Source organism: Streptomyces sp. NPDC051576, assembly GCF_040681835.1.
GTDB lineage: Bacteria > Actinomycetota > Actinomycetes > Streptomycetales > Streptomycetaceae > Streptomyces.
In genome coordinates, this window is sequence record NZ_JBFAZO010000015.1 from 268,034 (window position 1) to 284,760 (window position 16,727).

The following is a 16,727-nucleotide window of genomic DNA, read 5'->3' on the forward strand; positions in this document are numbered from 1 at the left end:
CACCTTCAGATCGGCGGAGCCGGTCGGCCCCGCATCGCCTCCCACACCCGCGAGGGGGTGAGCGGCATGTCCGCGTGCCGGATGCCGTACGGCTTGAGGGCGTCGACCACCGCGTTGACGATCGCGGGCGGCGATCCCACCGTCGCGGACTCGCCGACCCCCTTCGCGCCGATGGGGTGGTGCGGAGAGGGTGTGACGGTGAACCCCGTTTCCCAGTCCGGGACTTCGAGCGCGGTCGGGATCAGATAGTCCATCAGCGAACCGCTGAGGCAGTTGCCGTCCTCGTCGAAGGAGATCATCTCCATCAGTGCCATGCCGACGCCGTCGGTGAGCCCGCCGTGCACCTGCCCCTCGATGATCATCGGGTTGATCCGGGTGCCGCAGTCGTCGACCGCGACGAAGCGGCGGACGGTGACCTTCGCGGTGCCCGGATCGATGTCGACTACGCAGATGTAGGCACCGTGCGGATAGGTGAGGTTCTCCGGGTTGTAGCAGATCTGCGCCTCCAGACCGCCCTCCACCCCCTCGGGCAGATCGCCCGCGCCGTGCGCCCGCATCGCGATGTCCTGGATGGTGACCGAGGCCTCCGGGTCGCCCGCGACACGGAAGGAACCCTTCTCCCACTCCAGGTCGGCGACCGACACCTCCAGCATCGACGAGGCGATCAGCCGGGCCTTGTCCCGCACCTTGCGGGCGACCAGCGCAGCGGCGGCGCCCGAGACGGGGGTGGAGCGGCTGCCGTAGGTGCCGAGGCCGAAGGGTGTCTGGTCGGTGTCGCCGTGCACCACGTCGATGTCCTGCGGCGGGATGCCGAGTTCCTCGGCGACGATCTGCGCGAACGTCGTCTCGTGCCCCTGCCCCTGCGTCTGCACGGAGAGGCGTACGACCGCCTTCCCCGTCGGATGCACCCGCAGCTCACAGCCGTCGGCCATGCCCAGGCCGAGGATGTCCATGTCCTTGCGGGGTCCCGCGCCGACCGCCTCGGTGAAGAACGACACGCCGATGCCCATGAGTTCACCGCGCGCCCGCTTCGCGGCCTGCTCCGCACGGAGCGCGTCGTAGCCTGCGAGTTCCTTGGCCAGTTCCATGGTGGGCGCGTAGTTGCCGGAGTCGTAGACCCAGCCGGTCTTGGTGCGGAAGGGGAACTGCTCGGGCCGGATGAAGTTCTTCATCCTCAACTCGACCGGATCCATGGCCAGTTCGTACGCGAGGCAGTCGACGATCCGCTCGATCAGGTATACGGCCTCGGTGATGCGGAACGAGCAGGCGTAAGCCACCCCGCCGGGCGCCTTGTTGGTGTAGACGGCGGTCATCCTGCAGTGGGCGGCCTCGATGTCGTAACTGCCGGTGAAGACGCCGAAGAAGCCGGCCGGGTACTTCACGGGCGCGGCCGTGCCGTTGAACGCGCCGTGGTCGGCGAGGACTTGGGTGCGGACGGCGAGGATGCGTCCGTCGCGGGTGGCCGCGATCTCGCCGCGCATCACGTAGTCGCGGGCGAAACCGGTGCTGATCAGATTCTCCGCGCGGTCCTCCATCCACTTCACCGGCTTGCCGGTCAGCAGCGAGCCGACGATCGCGCACACATAACCGGGGTAGATCGGCACCTTGTTGCCGAAGCCGCCGCCGATGTCGGGGGAGACGACCCGGATCTTGTGCTCCGGCAGCCCGGCGACGATCGCGTAGAGGGTGCGGTGGGCGTGCGGTGCCTGGGTGGTGGACCACAGGGTGAGCCGGCCGTCGACCTGGTCGTAGTCCGCGACCGCGCCGCACGTCTCCATGGGCGCCGGGTGCACACGCGGGTACACGATGTCCTCGGTGACCACGACGTCCGCGCGGGCGAAGACGGCCGCGGTCTCCGCCTCGTCGCCGGTCTCCCAGTCGAAGCAGTGGTTGTCGGCCTTGCCCTCCAGGTCGTCGCGGATGACGGGCGCGTCGGGGGAGAGGGCGGTGCGGACGTCGATCACCGGGTCCAGCGGCTCGTACTCGACGTCGATCAACTCCAGCGCGTCCCGGGCCGCGTAGCGGTCCTCCGCTACGACGAAGGCGACCTCCTGCCCCTGGAAGCGGACCTTGTCGGTGGCCAGGACCGCCTGCACGTCGTTCGAGAGGGTCGGCATCCACGCGAGGCCCTGCTCGGCGAGCATCGCCCCGGTGACGACCAGCCGGACCTTCGGATGGGCCTCGGCGAGGGAGGTGTCGACGGACAGGACGCGGGCGTGCGCGAACGGCGAGCGCAGGATCGCCAGATGCAGCATGCCGGGCAGGTCGAGATCGTCGACATAGCGGCCCTTGCCTCGTACGAACCGCGGGTCCTCCTTGCGCAGCATCCGGCCGTGGCCGCAGGGCTTCTGGTCGTTGTCGACGAACGCGGTGCGATGCCCGTTCTCGGAGACGGCGGTCATGACGTGCTCCCCGAAGCCGAAGTCGCCTGTGTTTCCAGGGCAGTTCGGGTCCCTGCCTCCTCGGCCGCCGCCCACCGGATCGAGCGGACGATGGTGGCGTAGCCGGTGCAGCGGCAGATCTGCCCGGAGATCGCCTCCCGGATCTCCTGGTCGGAGGGGTCGGGATTACGGTCCAGCAGCGCCCGCGCCGTCATCATCATGCCGGGCGTGCAGAAGCCGCACTGGAGTCCGTGGCACTCGACGAACCCCCGCTGCACCGGGTCGAGTTCACCGTTCTGCTCCAGCCCCTCCACGGTGCGCACCTCGTGGCCGCCCGCCATCGCCGCCAGCACGGTGCAGGACTTGACCGGTTCGCCGTCCAACCACACCACGCACGTACCGCAGTTGCTGGTGTCGCACCCCCAGTGGGTGCCGGTAAGCCGGAGATGGTCGCGCAGGAAGTGGACCAGCAGCAGCCGCCCCTCTATCTCCCGGGTGACCTCTTCGCCGTTGACGACCATGCTGACCTGCACGATCACACCTCCAGTCCGTCGACGCGGGCCACGGCCCGGCGCAGCACGCGCATGGTCAACTCCCGTGCCAGATGGCGCTTGTAGTCCGCACTGCCGCGCCGGTCGGTCACCGGCGAGCAGGCCTCGGCGGCGATGTCCCCGGCCTGTCCGTACAGTTCCTCGCTCGGGCGCCGGCCGCGCAGGGCCTCGGCGATACCGGGGATGCCGGCCGTGTTCGGTCCTACGGCGGCTAGCCCCACCCGGGCGTCGGCGATCAGCCCGTCGCCGTCCAGCCACACCGCCGCGCCGGCCGACACCACCGCCCAGTCACCGGCCCGCCGTTCGACCTTCTCGTACGCGCTGGACCCATGCGGGCGGACCGGGAAGCGGACCTCGGTGAGGATCTCCGCGTCGCCGACGGCGGTCTCGTACGGCCCCCGGTGGAAGTCCTCCATGGACACGACCCGTTCGCCGTCCCTGCCCTGGATCACGCAACTGGCGTCGAGGGTCGTGCACACGGCGGAGAGGTCCTCGGACGGGTCGGCCTGGCAGAGGGAGCCGCCGAGCGTGCCCCGGTTGCGTACGACGGGATCGGCGATGACGCGTTCGGCGTCCCGGAACACCGGGAAGGCGGCGGCGAGTTCGTCCGACTCCAGCAGCTCGCGGTGGCGGGTCATCGCGCCGATGCGGATCAGCCCGGGTTCGGCGCGGATGTAACCCAGCTCGTCGTGCAGGTCGTTGATGTCGATCAGGTACTCGAAGTTGGCCAGCCGCAACTTCATCATCGGGATCAGACTGTGCCCGCCGGCCACCAGCCGTGCCGTGTCGCCCAGCCGGTCGAGCAGCGCGACCGCCTCGCCGACGCTGCCGACCCGCTGGTACTCGAACGGAGCGGGAACCTGCATACCCCAATCCCCCTGTCTCGTACGGCACTTGGCCGGTCGGCCGGGCGCCGCGTCCGGGCCTCATTGGGCGCCCGGCGGACAGGGGTGTCAACGGCTGGTTAACCGTTCACTTAAGTTGCTCGGCCGGGGGAGGCGGGCAGGTCGTCGAGGAAGTCCGCGGACGGCACGAAGAAGAGGCTGCCGGTGACGGCCGTGGAGAAGTCCAGGATGCGGTCGTGGGACGCGGAGTCGGTGCCCAGGAACATGTTGCGCAGCATCTGCTCGGTGACCGAGGGCGTGCGGGCGTACCCGATGAAGTAGGTGCCGAATTCGCCCTGTCCCGCGCTGCCGAACGGCATGTTGTCGCGCAGGATCTTCCGCTCGGTGCCGTCCGGGCCGGTGATGACGTTGAGCGCGATGTGCGAGTCGGCCGGCTTGACGTCGTCGTCCATCTCCATGTTGGTCAACTTCGTACGCCCGACGACCCGTTCCTGCTGCTCCACCGACAGCGCGTTCCAGGCCGCCATGTCGTGGAGGTACTTCTGCACGATCACATAGCTGCCGCCCGCGAACTCCGGGTCCTCGCCGCCGACCACCACGGCTTCGCGGGCCGTCTGCCCCACGGGGTTCTCCGTTCCGTCGACGAAACCCAGCAGATCGCGCACGTCGAAGTACTGGAACCCGGACACCTCGTCGCGCACGGACACCGCTCCGCCCAGCCGGCCCATGATCTCGGCGGCCAGCTCGAAGCAGAGGTCGGCCCGTACGGCCTTGATGTGGAACAGCAGGTCACCGGGGGTGGAGACAGCGGTGTGACGGTCGCCGGCGAGTTCGCGGAAGGGATGCAACTCGGCGGGGCGCGGACCGTCGAACAGCCGGTCCCACGCGTCCGATCCGACACCGGTCACACAACTGAGGCGACCGTCCGGCGCGCGGAACCCGATGGACCGCGTCAACCCGCCCAGATCGCCGAGGAGTTGACGTGCCGTCTCCTCGCCGCCGGGCTCCACGGTGACGACGAGGAAGGTCGCGCTGGGAGCCAGGCTCTCCAGCACGGCCTGCGTGGTCGGGACGATCCCGTCGTCGATGCTGCCGTCCGTGCGTTCGACCGAGCCGTCAACTGTCATGTACTCCACGCCTCCGCGGGTGTCCTGGGGTTGCCGGCCGTGGCGGCCGGCACCTCGACGCTCAGCCGAGTTTCCCAGTACGCGCGTCCTGCCACAGATCCACCCCGCCGTCGACGGCGTACGAGTCGATCTCGGTCAGCTCCTCGTCGCTGAAGCCGAGGTTGTCCAGCGCGGCCACGTTCTGTTCGAGCTGCTCCGTGCGGGACGCGCCGATGACGAGCGAGGTGACCCGCTCGTCGCGCAGCGCCCAGGCGAGCGCCATCTGCGCCAGGGTCTGACCGCGCCGGGCCGCGATGTCGTTCAGCGCGCGCAGCCGGCGCACCATGTCCTCGGTCAGCCAGCCCGCGTCGAACGAGGTGCCCGCGGCGGCCCGCGACCCCTCCGGGATCCCGTCCAGGTACCGCCCGGTCAGCAGCCCCTGCGCCAGCGCCGTGAAACCGATGACCCCGAAGCCCTCGTCCCGCGCGGCGTCGAGCAGCCCGTCGTGCTCGATCCACCGGTTGACCATGCTGTACGACGGCTGGTGGATGAGCAGCGGAGTGCCCAACTCACGCAGGATCGCGGCCGCTTCACGGGAGCGCTCGGCGTCGTAGGAGGAGATGCCGACGTAGAGCGCCTTGCCCTGGCGCACGGCGGTGTCCAGCGCACTCATGGTCTCTTCGAGCGGGGTGCCGGCATCCAGACGATGCGAGTAGAAGATGTCCACGTAGTCCAGGCCCGTGCGCTTGAGGGACTGGTCGAGCGAGGCCAGCAGGTACTTGCGGGAGCCGCCGCCCTGACCGTAGGGGCCGGGCCACATGTCCCAGCCCGCCTTGGTGGAGACCACCAACTCGTCGCGGTACGGCGCGAGATCCTGCTTCAGCAGTCGGCCGAAGTTGACCTCGGCGGCGCCGTAGGGCGGACCGTAGTTGTTCGCCAGGTCGTGGTGGGTGATCCCGAGGTCGAAGGCGCGCAGCGCGATCTCCCGCTGCGTCTCGAACGGCCGGTCGTCACCGAAGTTGTGCCAGTAGCCCAGCGACAGCAGGGGCAGGTCGAGCCCCGAGCGGCCGGTGCGGCGGTAGCGCATGGTGCCGTTGTAGCGCTCGGGGTCTGCGACGTGGTTCATCGGGGGTCTCCGCAAAGTGCATGGGTGCGTGAAGGGGCGTGCCGTCGGGGTGACCGACGTGCCTACTGTGCCGCTGCGTGATGGGTGAGTCCAACCGTTCCTGTGCATCGGATTCAGCGGTGTCGTCGCTGAATCCGATGGACCCCGGGTGTGACGGAGCGATCACTTCCGGATTGCTTTCCGGAAGGTGGTCTTGGGCAGGGATGCGGGCGTTTGGTTGCCTCCCCCACGAGGAGAGAAGCCCCGATGAACGCTCCCACCACGTCGCCCGCCGACACCCCCACTCCCGTTCCGACCGCTCCCGGTGCCCGGCCCCTGATCGGCCACGGGCACCGGCTGGCCCGTGACCCGCTGCCGTTCATCACCTCGCTGCGCGAGCACGGCGGTGTCGTCCGCATACGCATCGGCCCCACCCCCGCCTATGTGGTCACCGACCCCGCCCTGACCCGGCGGGTCCTGGTGACCGACGCCGCGGACTTCACCAAGGGCGGCAGGATCATCGACGCGCTGCGGGTCTTCTTCGGCGACGGGCTGGCCACCGTCGCCGACGGCGACACGCATCTGCGCAACCGGCGCCTGATGCAGCCGATGTTCAACAAGGCGCACATCGCCGAACGCGGCGACGCCATGATCGAGCAGGTGCGGACGCTGGTCGCCGCCTGGCCGGGGGAGCGGCCCCGTGATGTGTACGCGGACATGAACGCGATCACCCTGGCCGCGTTCCTGGTCGCCCTGTTCGGCGCGGATCTGCCCGGACATCTGGCGGGCGAGTTCACCGCGCTCATGCCGGCCATCATGGAAGGAACGATTCGGCAGACCATCCTGCCGGGCTGGGTGACGCGCCTGCCCCTGCCCATGAACCGCTCCCACGCCGCGCGCGTCGCCCGGCTGCGCGCGCTGATCGACCAGGCCATCGACCACCACGGAACCGCGGGCGCGACGGCGGGCTGCCCACACGCGTCCGCGACCCGGGCCGACGAGAAGCCCGGCCTGTTCGCGACCCTGCTGGCGGCGGAGGACTCGCTGGGCCGACAGCAGCTCCAGGACGAGGCCATCACCCTGCTGACCGGAGCGATCGAGACCACCGGCACCACACTCGCCTGGACGCTGTACGAGCTCACCCGGAACCCCGGCATCGAGCGACGGCTGCGCGAGGAACTGGAGTCGGTGTGCGGCGACCGGCCCCTGCGCTACGACGACCTCGACCGACTCCCTTACTCCCGGCGGGTGTTGCAGGAAGCCATCCGAAAATACGGGCCGGCCTGGATGGTCACCCGGACCGCCGCCCGTGACGTCGATCTGGGCGGCCACCGCATCCCCCGGGGAGCGGACGTGGTCTGGAGCCCCTACCTGCACCAGCACGACCCGGACCGCTTCCCCGACCCCGACGCCTTCGACCCGGACCGCTGGACACCCGAGCGCGCCCCGGCCGGGCGCGACTCCTTTCTCGCCTTCGGTGACGGCCGTCGCAAGTGCATCGGGGAAAACTTCGCCTGGGCCGAACTCCAGATCATCCTCGCGACCGTCCTGCGGACCTGGCCCCGTTTCGAACTGACTTCCCGGCCGCCACGGGCCCAAGCCGTCGTCACCGTGAAGCCCGACACGATGACCATGGTGTTCCTCGCGTAGCCGGGACATGGCCGGAATCGCGGTGCCCGCGGCCTTTCGGTCGCGGGCACCCGCACGCTCCACACCCCCCACTCCGGCCCGACATCAAACTTGAACCATTTGTTTTCTTGAATCACTCGTGTTTATGGCTGTAGGTTGAACGCCATGACCGCATCCCAGACACCGACCACCGCCGAGGAGCTGCGCGGTGCCGGCCTGCGGGTGACGGCAGCCCGCGTCGCGCTGCTGGAGACCGTTCGGCACGGTGACCACCTCGATGTCGAGGCGGTCGCATCCGGGGTCCGTGACCGCGTAGGACACATATCGCTCCAGGCCGTCTACGACGCCCTCCACGCGCTGACCTCGGCCGGACTCATACGCCGTATCGAACCGGCCGGCAGTCCCGCCCGCTTCGAAGGACGCGTCGGCGACAACCACCACCACCTCATGTGCAGGTCGTGCGGTGTCGTCGCCGACGTCGACTGCGCGGTCGGCGAGGCACCCTGCCTGACCGCCTCCGACGACCACGGCTTCGCGATCGACGAGGCCGAGGTCATCTACTGGGGCCTGTGCCCCGCCTGCACCACCGCCCCCAGTTCCTGAGCAACGTGATCCACCCAGTTCGGAAGGATTCCCATGTCTGAGAACCACGACGCAATCGTCACGGACGCGAAGTCGGAGGACGCCGGGGGCTGCCCCGTCGCGCACGGGCGCGCCCCGCACCCGACGCAGGGTGGCGGCAACCGCCAGTGGTGGCCCGAGCGGCTCAACCTGAAGATCCTCGCCAAGGACCCGGTCGTCGCGAACCCCCTCGGCGCGGACTTCGACTACGCCAAGGCGTTCGAGGCCCTCGACCTCGCGGCCGTCAAACAGGACATCGCCGAGGTACTGACCACGTCGCAGGACTGGTGGCCGGCCGACTTCGGCAACTACGGCCCGCTGATGATCCGCATGGCCTGGCACAGCGCCGGCACCTACCGCATCAGCGACGGCCGCGGCGGTGGCGGCCGCGGTCAGCAGCGCTTCGCGCCGCTGAACAGCTGGCCGGACAACGGCAACCTCGACAAGGCCCGCCGTCTGCTGTGGCCGGTCAAGAAGAAGTACGGCCAGTCCATCTCCTGGGCCGACCTCATGATCCTCACCGGCAACGTCGCGCTGGAGACCATGGGCTTTACGACCTTCGGCTTCGGCGGCGGCCGCGCGGATGTCTGGGAGGCCGACGAGGACGTGTACTGGGGTCCCGAGACCACCTGGCTCGACGACCAGCGCTACACCGGCGACCGCGAGCTGGAGAACCCGCTCGGCGCCGTCCAGATGGGCCTCATCTACGTCAACCCCGAGGGCCCCAACGGCAACCCGGACCCGCTGGCCGCGGCCCGCGACATCCGTGAGACCTTCCGCCGGATGGCGATGAACGACGAGGAGACCGTCGCCCTCATCGCCGGTGGCCACACCTTCGGCAAGACCCACGGCGCCGGCCCGGCCGAATCGGTCGGCAACGACCCCGAGGCCGCCTCCATCGAGCAGCAGGGCCTGGGCTGGAAGTCCACGTACGCCTCCGGCAAGGGCGGCGACGCGATCACCTCCGGCCTCGAGGTGACCTGGACCACCAAGCCCACCCAGTGGAGCAACGACTTCTTCGACATCCTCTTCGGCTACGAGTGGGAGCTCACCCAGAGCCCCGCCGGCGCCAACCAGTGGGTGGCCAAGGACGCCGAGGCGGTCATCCCCGACGCCCACAGCGACTCCAAGAAGCTCCCCACGATGCTCACCACCGACCTCTCGCTGCGCTTCGACCCGATCTACGGCGAGATCTCCAAGCGCTTCCACGAGAACCCGGCCGAGTTCGCGGACGCCTTCGCGCGCGCCTGGTACAAGCTGACCCACCGCGACCTGGGCCCGAAGTCCCTGTACCTCGGCCCGGAGGTCCCGGCGGAGACCCTGCTCTGGCAGGACCCGCTGCCGCAGGCCGAGGGCGCGGTCATCGACGCCGCCGACATCACGGCCCTCAAGGCCAAGATCCTCGCCTCCGAGCTGACCGTCTCGCAGCTCGTGTCCGTCGCGTGGGCGTCCGCGTCCACCTTCCGCGGCAGCGACAAGCGCGGCGGCGCCAACGGTGCCCGCATCCGCCTGGAGCCGCAGCGCGGCTGGGAGGCCAACGACCCCGACCAGCTCGCGCAGGTGCTGCGGGTCCTCGAAGGCATCCAGCAGGAGTTCAACTCCGGCGCCAAGAAGGTCTCCCTGGCCGACCTGATCGTCCTCGGTGGTGCCGCCGCGGTCGAGAAGGCCGCCAAGGACGGCGGCGTCGACGTGGAGGTCCCCTTCACGCCGGGCCGTGTCGACGCGACCGAGGAGCACACCGACCCCGAGTCGTTCGCCGCGCTGGAGCCGACCTCGGACGGCTTCCGCAACTACCTCGGCAAGGGCAACCGCCTCCCCGCCGAGTACCTGCTGCTCGACCGGGCCAACCTGCTCACGCTGAGCGCCCCCGAGCTGACCGTCCTCGTCGGCGGCCTGCGGGTCCTGGGCGCCAACCAGGGCCAGTCCGCCCACGGTGTCCTCACCGACAAGGTCGGCACGCTGACGAACGACTTCTTCGTCAACCTGCTCGACATGGGCACCACGTGGTCGTCGACCTCCTCGGACCAGCAGACCTTCGAGGGCCGTGACGCCTCCGGCGCCGTCAAGTGGACCGGCACCCGTGCCGACCTGGTCTTCGGCTCGAACTCCGAACTCCGCGCGCTCGCCGAGGTGTACGCGAGCGACGACGCGAAGACGAAGTTCGTGAACGACTTCGTCGCCGCCTGGGCCAAGGTCTCCGACCTGGACCGGTTCGACCTGGTCTGAGCACTCCGCGCCACCTGACGTCCGGGTCGGCCCACACGGGCCGGCCCGGACGTTTCTCGGTCACCGAACACCCGGCACAGCCATGCACGTTCGTCACATAAGCTCCTCCGCATGAACGAGGGGGAGACCGACAGACGGGTCGTCGACGGCCGCTTCGAGCTGGAGTCCCGGCTCGGCGGCGGTGGCATGGGCACGGTCTGGCGCGCCCGCGACCTGCTGCTGCACCGCTACGTCGCCGTCAAGGAGGTCCGGCCGCCGGACATCGACCTCGCGGAGTACGACCCCGGCGCCGCGGAGATGCTCCGCCAGCGGGTCCTGCGCGAGGCGCGGGCCCTGGCCAGGGTCGAGCACCCGAACGTGGTGACGATCCATCACATCGTCGACGGCGGCGAGGGCACCTACCCCTGGCTCGTCATGGAACTCGTCCAAGGCGGCTCGCTAGCCGACCGGTTGGGCCGCGGACCCATGGCACCCGCCGAGGCCGCCCGGCTCGGCTCCGGAGTGCTCGACGCCCTGCGCGCCGCACACGAGGCCGGCGTCCAGCACCGCGACGTGAAACCCGCCAACGTCCTGCTGCGCACCGACGGCCGCCCCGTCCTCACGGACTTCGGTATCGCCGCCATCCGCGACGCCACCGCCCTCACCGCCACCGGTTCGATCATCGGCACGCCCGACTACATGGCCCCGGAACGGATCTCCGGCCACCACGGAGGCCCCGCCGCTGACCTGTGGTCGCTCGCGATGATGCTGTACGTCGCCGTCGAGGGGCACCATCCGCTCCGGCGCGGTACGACCCTGGCCACCCTGGCCGCCGTACTCCAGGAGGAAGTCCCGCCACCGGTGCGGGCCGGATCGCTGATGCCGGTGCTGTCCTGCGTCCTGGTCCGCGACCCCGAGGCGCGGCCGGACGCCGGGACGGTCGCCCGGATGCTGGCCGCCGCCGCGGGCCAACCGCCGGCCCACGATCCCGGTACCACCTCGTACCCGCTCGCACCGCCGGTCCCGCCACCGCTGCCGGCCACCGACGACATGCAGGCGGCACACTGGCCCGAGCGGAAGACGAAGCGGTCCCCGGGCGTCGCGGTCGCCTCCAGCGTCGTAGGCGTGCTGCTGGTGGGGACGCTGGCCTGGAAGGTGCTGCCGGGCGGGAACGACGACAACAACGGCTCTACGGAGACTCCGGGCGCCACCGGGCAGATACAGCAGACCTCGCCCACGGTCACCTCCAGCGGGACGTCCGCGAAGACCACGGACCTTCTCACCCCGAGCGGTATCCGGACCGCGATCAAGGCCATCGAGAAGGAGACGGGGCGCGACAGCTTCGGCGGCATCACCGTCTACCCCGATTACGTCTCGGCAGATGTGATGGTCAAGGGCAGCCGGACCGAGTACGACAACTACACCTACCGAGCCGACGGAGGCGTGGAAAAGGGCATCATCCAGAGCACGTTGGGGAGCGGATACGAGCCCGTGGACGTGCGGGACTTCCAATGGGACACCGTTCCCGCCTTGTTCACGCGTGCAGAGAAGGAGCTCAAAGTGAAGAACCCGACGCTCCGCTACCTTGTGGTCCAGCTACCGTGGAAGACGTTCAACACCCCTGCCTACATGTCCGTTTACCTGAGTGACTCGTACGGGACGAGTGGTTACCTGTCGGCCACCCCTCAGGGCAAGGTGACCAAGGTGGTTCCCGCCAACGGGTAGGTTCGCCCCGTGCCCACCTTGCTGATCGTGCATCACACCCCCTCGCCCAACTGCCAGGCGATGTTCGAGGCCGTCGTCTCCGGAGCGACGACTCCGGAGATCGAGGACGTGCGGGTCGTTCGGCGTGCCGCGCTGTCGGCGACCGTGTCGGACGTGCTCGCCGCCGACGGGTATCTGCTGGGCACGCCCGCGAACCTCGGCTATGTGTCCGGTGCCCTCAAGCACTTCTTCGACCAGGTCTACTACCCCTGCCTGGACGAGACGCGCGGCCGGCCCTTCGGGTACTACGTGCACGGCGGGAGCGATGTGACGGGCGCCGTGCGCGGCATCGAGTCGATCACCACCGGGCTGGGCTGGCGGCGCGTGGCGGATCCGGTGACGCTGACCGGCGAGCCGGACAAGGCCGGCACCGAGGCCTGCTGGGAACTCGGGGCAACGGTCGCCGCCGGTCTCACCGCCTGAGCGGGCGGCCCGGGAGAAGGGCCGCCACCCGTTCGGACGCCGAAGAATGTCGTGACCCCCCGGAGCACCCTCAGCGTGGAGGGACATGCCCCTCCGAGTGACAGGAGTTCTTCATGAGCAAGCGTCTGACGGCCGTGTTGGGTCTGGCGGGTGCGGCGTTGCTGCTGTGTGCCGGCACGGCGAGCGCCGACCCCGGTCCCGACCCCGTCGGTGTCGCCGTCGACAGCCCGGGTGTGCTCTCCGGAAACGTTGTCCAGATCCCGGTCGACCTGGACCTCAACGTATGCGGCAACACGATCGACGTCCTCGGTCTGCTGAACCCCGCGACGGGCAACCACTGCCAGAGCTGACCGGCCGTACCGTGAACGAGCCGCGGGCCCTGTGCCCGCGGCTCGTTCCGTGTGTCAGGGGACGTCGGTAAGGCGGTGCAGCGGGGTGCCGTGGGCCCAGCGCCGTAATCGTGTGCCGTCGATGAGCTGGACGCCGCCCTGTCTGCGGGCCCACTGGACGTCACGTCGGCTGAAGGTGCCCCGGTGCACCACGAGACGGAGATGCGGGCCTGAGCCGGCCGAGCGTGCGGTGCGCGTCGGGGTCTCCTCGTCGGGCAGTGGTTCGGCGACCGGCCGGAAGGCCACGTCCAGACGGTGACCGAGCCGGTTGCGCGCCCGCACCCGTGGCTGGCCCAGCGCGTCCGGCCGGGCGAGGGCCCGCCAGCCGTCCCGGCGCAGCATCCGGGACACGGCCAGGGCGAGACCCTCCACATCCAGGTCGGCGATCTCCTCGGGCGTGTAGTAGCCCAGGCGGCGCCGGGCCAGCGGGCGATGGTGCCGGACCACGGCCGCGGCGACCAGGGCGAGCAGCGCCAGCCCGCCGGCGAGCGCGCCGGTGCCGAGGACGCGGTAGGCCACGGCGAGGCCGGCCACGGTCCCGCACACGACGAGGGCCACGACCAGGAGAGCGGGCAGCACCTCGTGCAGCCCGGGGCCATAGCGTCCCTGGGCGCGCAGCGCGCGGATCGTCTCCCGCCTCCGGAAGCGCGGCGACTCGTGCTGCTGGTGCCCGTGCTCCCTCTGCGTCACCAGGGTCAACTCCCCCCACCCTCGCGCGCGTTGGCGCCTGCGGTAGGGATACCCGCCGGGGGCGGTCCATGTGCGCGGGGAAGGGAACCGGCCACCAAACCGGCCGAACTGTTTCGGCGGGCACCACGCCACTTTCGGGCGGCGAACTCATACCCGCCGACCTCTGGCCCCCGGGACTTACCGACCGGTATACAAGGCCAGTTGAACAAGAGACGATCGCTTCGGGCCGGACCCGTCGCGCCGTCTCGTACCTGGGGGAGGAACTTCATGAACCGTGAGACGCATCCGGCCACGACGGCCCATCACCGAGGCAGGGCCGTGGCGGTCGCGGCGGCGGTCAGCGGCTGTGCACTCGTCGTCGCGTCCGCGGCGCCCGCGGCGGCGCACGGCGGCTCGGGTCACAGCCACGACCGCACCACGCAGTACGTGGCGCTCGGGGACTCCTACACCTCGGGCCCCTACATCCCGACCCAGGTGGACGCCAACTGCGCCCGCTCCGACCACAACTACCCCTCGGTGGTGACGGCGGACCAGAGAGGGACCGTCCTCAAGGACGTGAGCTGCAGCGGCGCGACCACCGAGGAGATGTGGAAGGCGCAGGGCACCAACCCGCCCCAACTCGACGCCGTGCAGCGGGACACGGACCTGGTGACCGTCCAGATCGGCGGCAACGACATCGGTTTCAGCACCATCATCGGCACCTGCGCCAAGCTCAGCGCCACGGACCTGACGGGCAACCCGTGCCAGCGCTACTACAACTCCTCCGGAGCCGACCAGTTGGCGCTCACCGTCCTCAACACCGCGCCGAAGGTGGCCAAGGTGCTGCGCGCGGTCCACAAGAAGGCACCGCACGCGCGTGTGCTCGTCGTCGGCTACCCGGACCTGCTGCCCGACGACGGCAGCGGCTGCTACCCCTCGGTGCCGTTCGCCGCAAAGGACTTCCCGTATCTGCGCGACACCGGCAAGCGCCTCAACCTGATGCTCCGTCTGGTGGCCGCGCTCAACGGCGCGGAGTACGTCGACACCTACGGTCCGACCGTCGGCCACGACATGTGCAAGGCGCCCGCCGACCGCTGGATAGAGCCGCTGCAGCCCGCCTCCCCGGCGGCTCCGGCGCATCCCAACGCGAAGGGCGAGGCGGCCATGGCGGGCGCCGTGCTCAAGCAACTGGACCGGCACAGCCGGTACTGACGGACAGCGGCGGCGAAGTTATCCACAGGCGGAGGTGGTGTACTCGCGAAAGTCGGCCCTGACGAGGAAAGATGGGGCCGTACGCGAAGTCGGTCGATACGGAGGAGCGGGCACATGCCACACGAGCGAGCGGGCGAACAGGCCCGCGCAGAGGATCTCGTAGACGTGGCCCGACTGGTCACCGCCTACTACGCGCTGCACCCGGACCCCGCCGAGCCGGGGCAGCGCGTGGCGTTCGGCACCTCGGGGCACCGCGGGTCGTCCCTGGCGACGGCGTTCAACGAGGACCACATCGCCGCCACCAGCCAGGCCATCTGCGAGTACCGGGCCGACCAGGGCACCGACGGCCCGCTCTTCCTCGGCGCCGACACCCACGCGCTGTCCGAGCCCGCGAAGGTCACCGCGCTGGAGGTGTTCGCCGCCAACGGGGTCACGGTCCTCATCGACAGCGCGGACGGCTACACGCCCACTCCGGCGGTGTCCCACGCCATCCTCACCCACAACCGCGGCCGGACCTCGGGCCTCGCGGACGGCGTCGTGGTGACCCCCTCCCACAACCCGCCGGCCGACGGCGGCTTCAAGTACAACCCGCCCAACGGCGGCCCGGCGGGCTCCGAGATCACCTCGTGGATCCAGGACCGCGCCAACGAGATCATCGCGAGCGGTATGAAGGACGTCCGTCGCATCCCCTACACCCGCGCGCTCGCCGCGCCAGGCACCGGGCGCTACGACTACCTCGGCACCTACGTCGCCGACCTGCCGAGCGTCCTCGACCTGGACGCGATCAGGACGGCCGGTGTGCGGATCGGCGCCGACCCGCTGGGCGGGGCGTCCGTCGCCTACTGGGGCCGGATCGCCGAGGAGCACCGGCTCGACCTGACCGTGGTCAATCCGCTCACGGACCCGACCTGGCGCTTCATGACGCTGGACTGGGACGGCAAGATCCGCATGGACTGCTCCTCGCCGTACGCGATGGCCTCGCTGATCGCCCAGCGCGACCGGTTCGACATCGCCACCGGCAACGACGCCGACTCCGACCGGCACGGCATCGTCACCCCGGATGCCGGCCTGATGAACCCCAACCACTATCTGACCGTGGCCATCTCCTACCTCTACGCCCACCGCGAGCGCTGGCCCGCCGACGCGGGCGTCGGCAAGACACTGGTGTCCTCGTCGATGATCGACCGGGTCGCCGCCGACCTCGGGCGCCGGCTCGTCGAGGTGCCCGTCGGCTTCAAGTGGTTCGTGGACGGCCTGGTCGACGGCTCGCTCGGCTTCGGCGGCGAGGAGTCGGCCGGCGCGTCCTTCCTGCGCCGGGACGGCTCCGTGTGGACCACCGACAAGGACGGCATCATCCTGGCGCTGCTCGCGAGCGAGATCACGGCGGTCACCGGGAAGACGCCGTCACAGCACTACGCCGCCCTCACGGACCGCTTCGGCACTCCGGCCTACGCCCGGATCGACGCCCCCGCGAACCGCGAGGAGAAGGCGCTGCTCGGCAAGCTCTCGCCCGCGCAGATCACCGCCGACACCCTGGCCGGTGAGCCCGTCACCGGCGTCCTCACCGAGGCACCCGGCAACGGAGCGGCCCTCGGCGGTATCAAGGTGACGACCGCCAACGCCTGGTTCGCCGCGCGGCCCTCCGGCACCGAGGATGTCTACAAGATCTACGCCGAGTCGTTCCTCGGCCCGGACCACCTCGGCCAGGTGCAGGAGGAGGCGAAGGCCGTGGTCGGGGCGGCGCTGGGCGGCTGACCCGGACCGCCTCGCCGTAGGAATGAATGGTGCGGCAGCCGGTGTTGGGCGACACGAGAGTCACGACGCCAG

14 protein-coding genes are annotated in these 16,727 nt (G+C 70.2%); 8 read left to right on the forward strand and 6 right to left on the reverse strand.

Annotation, left to right across the window (positions count from 1 at the left end; genetic code table 11):
* Positions 1 to 5: 5 nt before the first annotated feature.
* The 5 genes from AB0M63_RS39985 to mgrA form a co-directional block, all read right to left on the reverse strand.
* Positions 6 to 2,402: an aerobic carbon-monoxide dehydrogenase large subunit gene (locus AB0M63_RS39985; RefSeq protein ID WP_366022836.1), complete on the reverse strand. Its 2,397-nt coding sequence runs from the start codon at positions 2,400 to 2,402 to the stop codon at positions 6 to 8.
* A complete protein-coding gene (locus AB0M63_RS39990; RefSeq protein WP_366022837.1) occupies positions 2,399 to 2,914 on the reverse strand; it encodes a (2Fe-2S)-binding protein in 516 nt (171 codons plus the stop codon). The genes AB0M63_RS39985 and AB0M63_RS39990 overlap by 4 nt, the downstream gene beginning before the upstream one ends.
* Positions 2,915 to 2,916: 2 nt before the next feature.
* The gene (locus tag AB0M63_RS39995) at positions 2,917 to 3,798 is read right to left on the reverse strand and encodes a xanthine dehydrogenase family protein subunit M (protein WP_366022838.1); all 882 of its coding nucleotides are present in this window, start codon (positions 3,796 to 3,798) and stop codon (positions 2,917 to 2,919) included.
* 110 nt (positions 3,799 to 3,908) lie between these two features.
* Positions 3,909 to 4,913 (reverse strand): Dyp-type peroxidase, encoded by a 1,005-nt coding sequence (locus tag AB0M63_RS40000; RefSeq protein ID WP_366022839.1) that lies wholly within the window; start codon positions 4,911 to 4,913, stop codon positions 3,909 to 3,911.
* Positions 4,914 to 4,965: 52 nt separating this feature from the next.
* Positions 4,966 to 6,009, reverse strand: a complete 1,044-nt coding sequence (gene mgrA, locus AB0M63_RS40005) for an L-glyceraldehyde 3-phosphate reductase (RefSeq protein ID WP_355915792.1) — start codon at positions 6,007 to 6,009, stop codon at positions 4,966 to 4,968.
* 246 nt (positions 6,010 to 6,255) lie between these two features.
* Between mgrA and AB0M63_RS40010 the strand changes: the two genes are divergently transcribed.
* The 6 genes from AB0M63_RS40010 to AB0M63_RS40035 all read left to right on the forward strand — a co-directional run bounded on the left by AB0M63_RS40010 (position 6,256) and on the right by AB0M63_RS40035 (position 12,980).
* Entirely contained in the window at positions 6,256 to 7,638 is a 1,383-nt protein-coding gene (locus AB0M63_RS40010) for a cytochrome P450 (RefSeq protein ID WP_366022840.1), read from the forward strand.
* 144 nt (positions 7,639 to 7,782) lie between these two features.
* A complete protein-coding gene (locus tag AB0M63_RS40015; protein WP_355915786.1) occupies positions 7,783 to 8,220 on the forward strand; it encodes a Fur family transcriptional regulator in 438 nt (145 codons plus the stop codon).
* A 33-nt stretch (positions 8,221 to 8,253) separates the two neighbouring features.
* The gene (katG, locus tag AB0M63_RS40020) at positions 8,254 to 10,464 is read left to right on the forward strand and encodes a catalase/peroxidase HPI (RefSeq protein WP_366022841.1); all 2,211 of its coding nucleotides are present in this window, start codon (positions 8,254 to 8,256) and stop codon (positions 10,462 to 10,464) included.
* Between the two features lie 111 nt (positions 10,465 to 10,575).
* Positions 10,576 to 12,168, forward strand: a complete 1,593-nt coding sequence (locus AB0M63_RS40025) for a serine/threonine-protein kinase (protein ID WP_366022842.1) — start codon at positions 10,576 to 10,578, stop codon at positions 12,166 to 12,168.
* 9 nt (positions 12,169 to 12,177) lie between these two features.
* Positions 12,178 to 12,630, forward strand: coding sequence for an NAD(P)H-dependent oxidoreductase (locus AB0M63_RS40030; RefSeq protein WP_366022843.1), 453 nt, complete (start codon positions 12,178 to 12,180; stop codon positions 12,628 to 12,630).
* Positions 12,631 to 12,743: 113 nt separating this feature from the next.
* Positions 12,744 to 12,980 (forward strand): chaplin, encoded by a 237-nt coding sequence (locus AB0M63_RS40035; RefSeq protein WP_355915774.1) that lies wholly within the window; start codon positions 12,744 to 12,746, stop codon positions 12,978 to 12,980.
* A gap of 54 nt (positions 12,981 to 13,034) precedes the next feature.
* On the opposite strand, the gene AB0M63_RS40040 is transcribed toward AB0M63_RS40035, so the two are convergent.
* Complete coding sequence (locus AB0M63_RS40040) at positions 13,035 to 13,709, reverse strand: hypothetical protein (protein WP_355915771.1); 675 nt, start codon at positions 13,707 to 13,709, stop codon at positions 13,035 to 13,037.
* Between the two features lie 267 nt (positions 13,710 to 13,976).
* On the opposite strand from AB0M63_RS40040, the gene AB0M63_RS40045 reads away from it, so the two are divergent.
* On the forward strand, positions 13,977 to 14,900 hold the full coding sequence (locus AB0M63_RS40045; protein WP_366022844.1) for an SGNH/GDSL hydrolase family protein: 924 nt from the start codon (positions 13,977 to 13,979) through the stop codon (positions 14,898 to 14,900).
* A gap of 114 nt (positions 14,901 to 15,014) precedes the next feature.
* Entirely contained in the window at positions 15,015 to 16,655 is a 1,641-nt protein-coding gene (gene pgm, locus AB0M63_RS40050; RefSeq protein WP_366022845.1) for a phosphoglucomutase (alpha-D-glucose-1,6-bisphosphate-dependent), read from the forward strand.
* The last annotated feature ends 72 nt before the right edge of the window (positions 16,656 to 16,727 follow it).

Coding starts and splice junctions, on each gene's coding strand:
- AB0M63_RS39985 (WP_366022836.1), bottom strand. CDS start 2,402: ATGACCGCCGTCTCCGAGAACGGGCATCGCACCGCGTTCGTCGACAAC.
- AB0M63_RS39995 (WP_366022838.1), bottom strand. CDS start 3,798: ATGCAGGTTCCCGCTCCGTTCGAGTACCAGCGGGTCGGCAGCGTCGGC.
- mgrA (WP_355915792.1), bottom strand. CDS start 6,009: ATGAACCACGTCGCAGACCCCGAGCGCTACAACGGCACCATGCGCTAC.
- AB0M63_RS40010 (WP_366022840.1), top strand. CDS start 6,256: ATGAACGCTCCCACCACGTCGCCCGCCGACACCCCCACTCCCGTTCCG.
- AB0M63_RS40015 (WP_355915786.1), top strand. CDS start 7,783: ATGACCGCATCCCAGACACCGACCACCGCCGAGGAGCTGCGCGGTGCC.
- katG (WP_366022841.1), top strand. CDS start 8,254: ATGTCTGAGAACCACGACGCAATCGTCACGGACGCGAAGTCGGAGGAC.
- AB0M63_RS40025 (WP_366022842.1), top strand. CDS start 10,576: ATGAACGAGGGGGAGACCGACAGACGGGTCGTCGACGGCCGCTTCGAG.
- AB0M63_RS40035 (WP_355915774.1), top strand. CDS start 12,744: ATGAGCAAGCGTCTGACGGCCGTGTTGGGTCTGGCGGGTGCGGCGTTG.
- AB0M63_RS40045 (WP_366022844.1), top strand. CDS start 13,977: ATGAACCGTGAGACGCATCCGGCCACGACGGCCCATCACCGAGGCAGG.
- pgm (WP_366022845.1), top strand. CDS start 15,015: ATGCCACACGAGCGAGCGGGCGAACAGGCCCGCGCAGAGGATCTCGTA.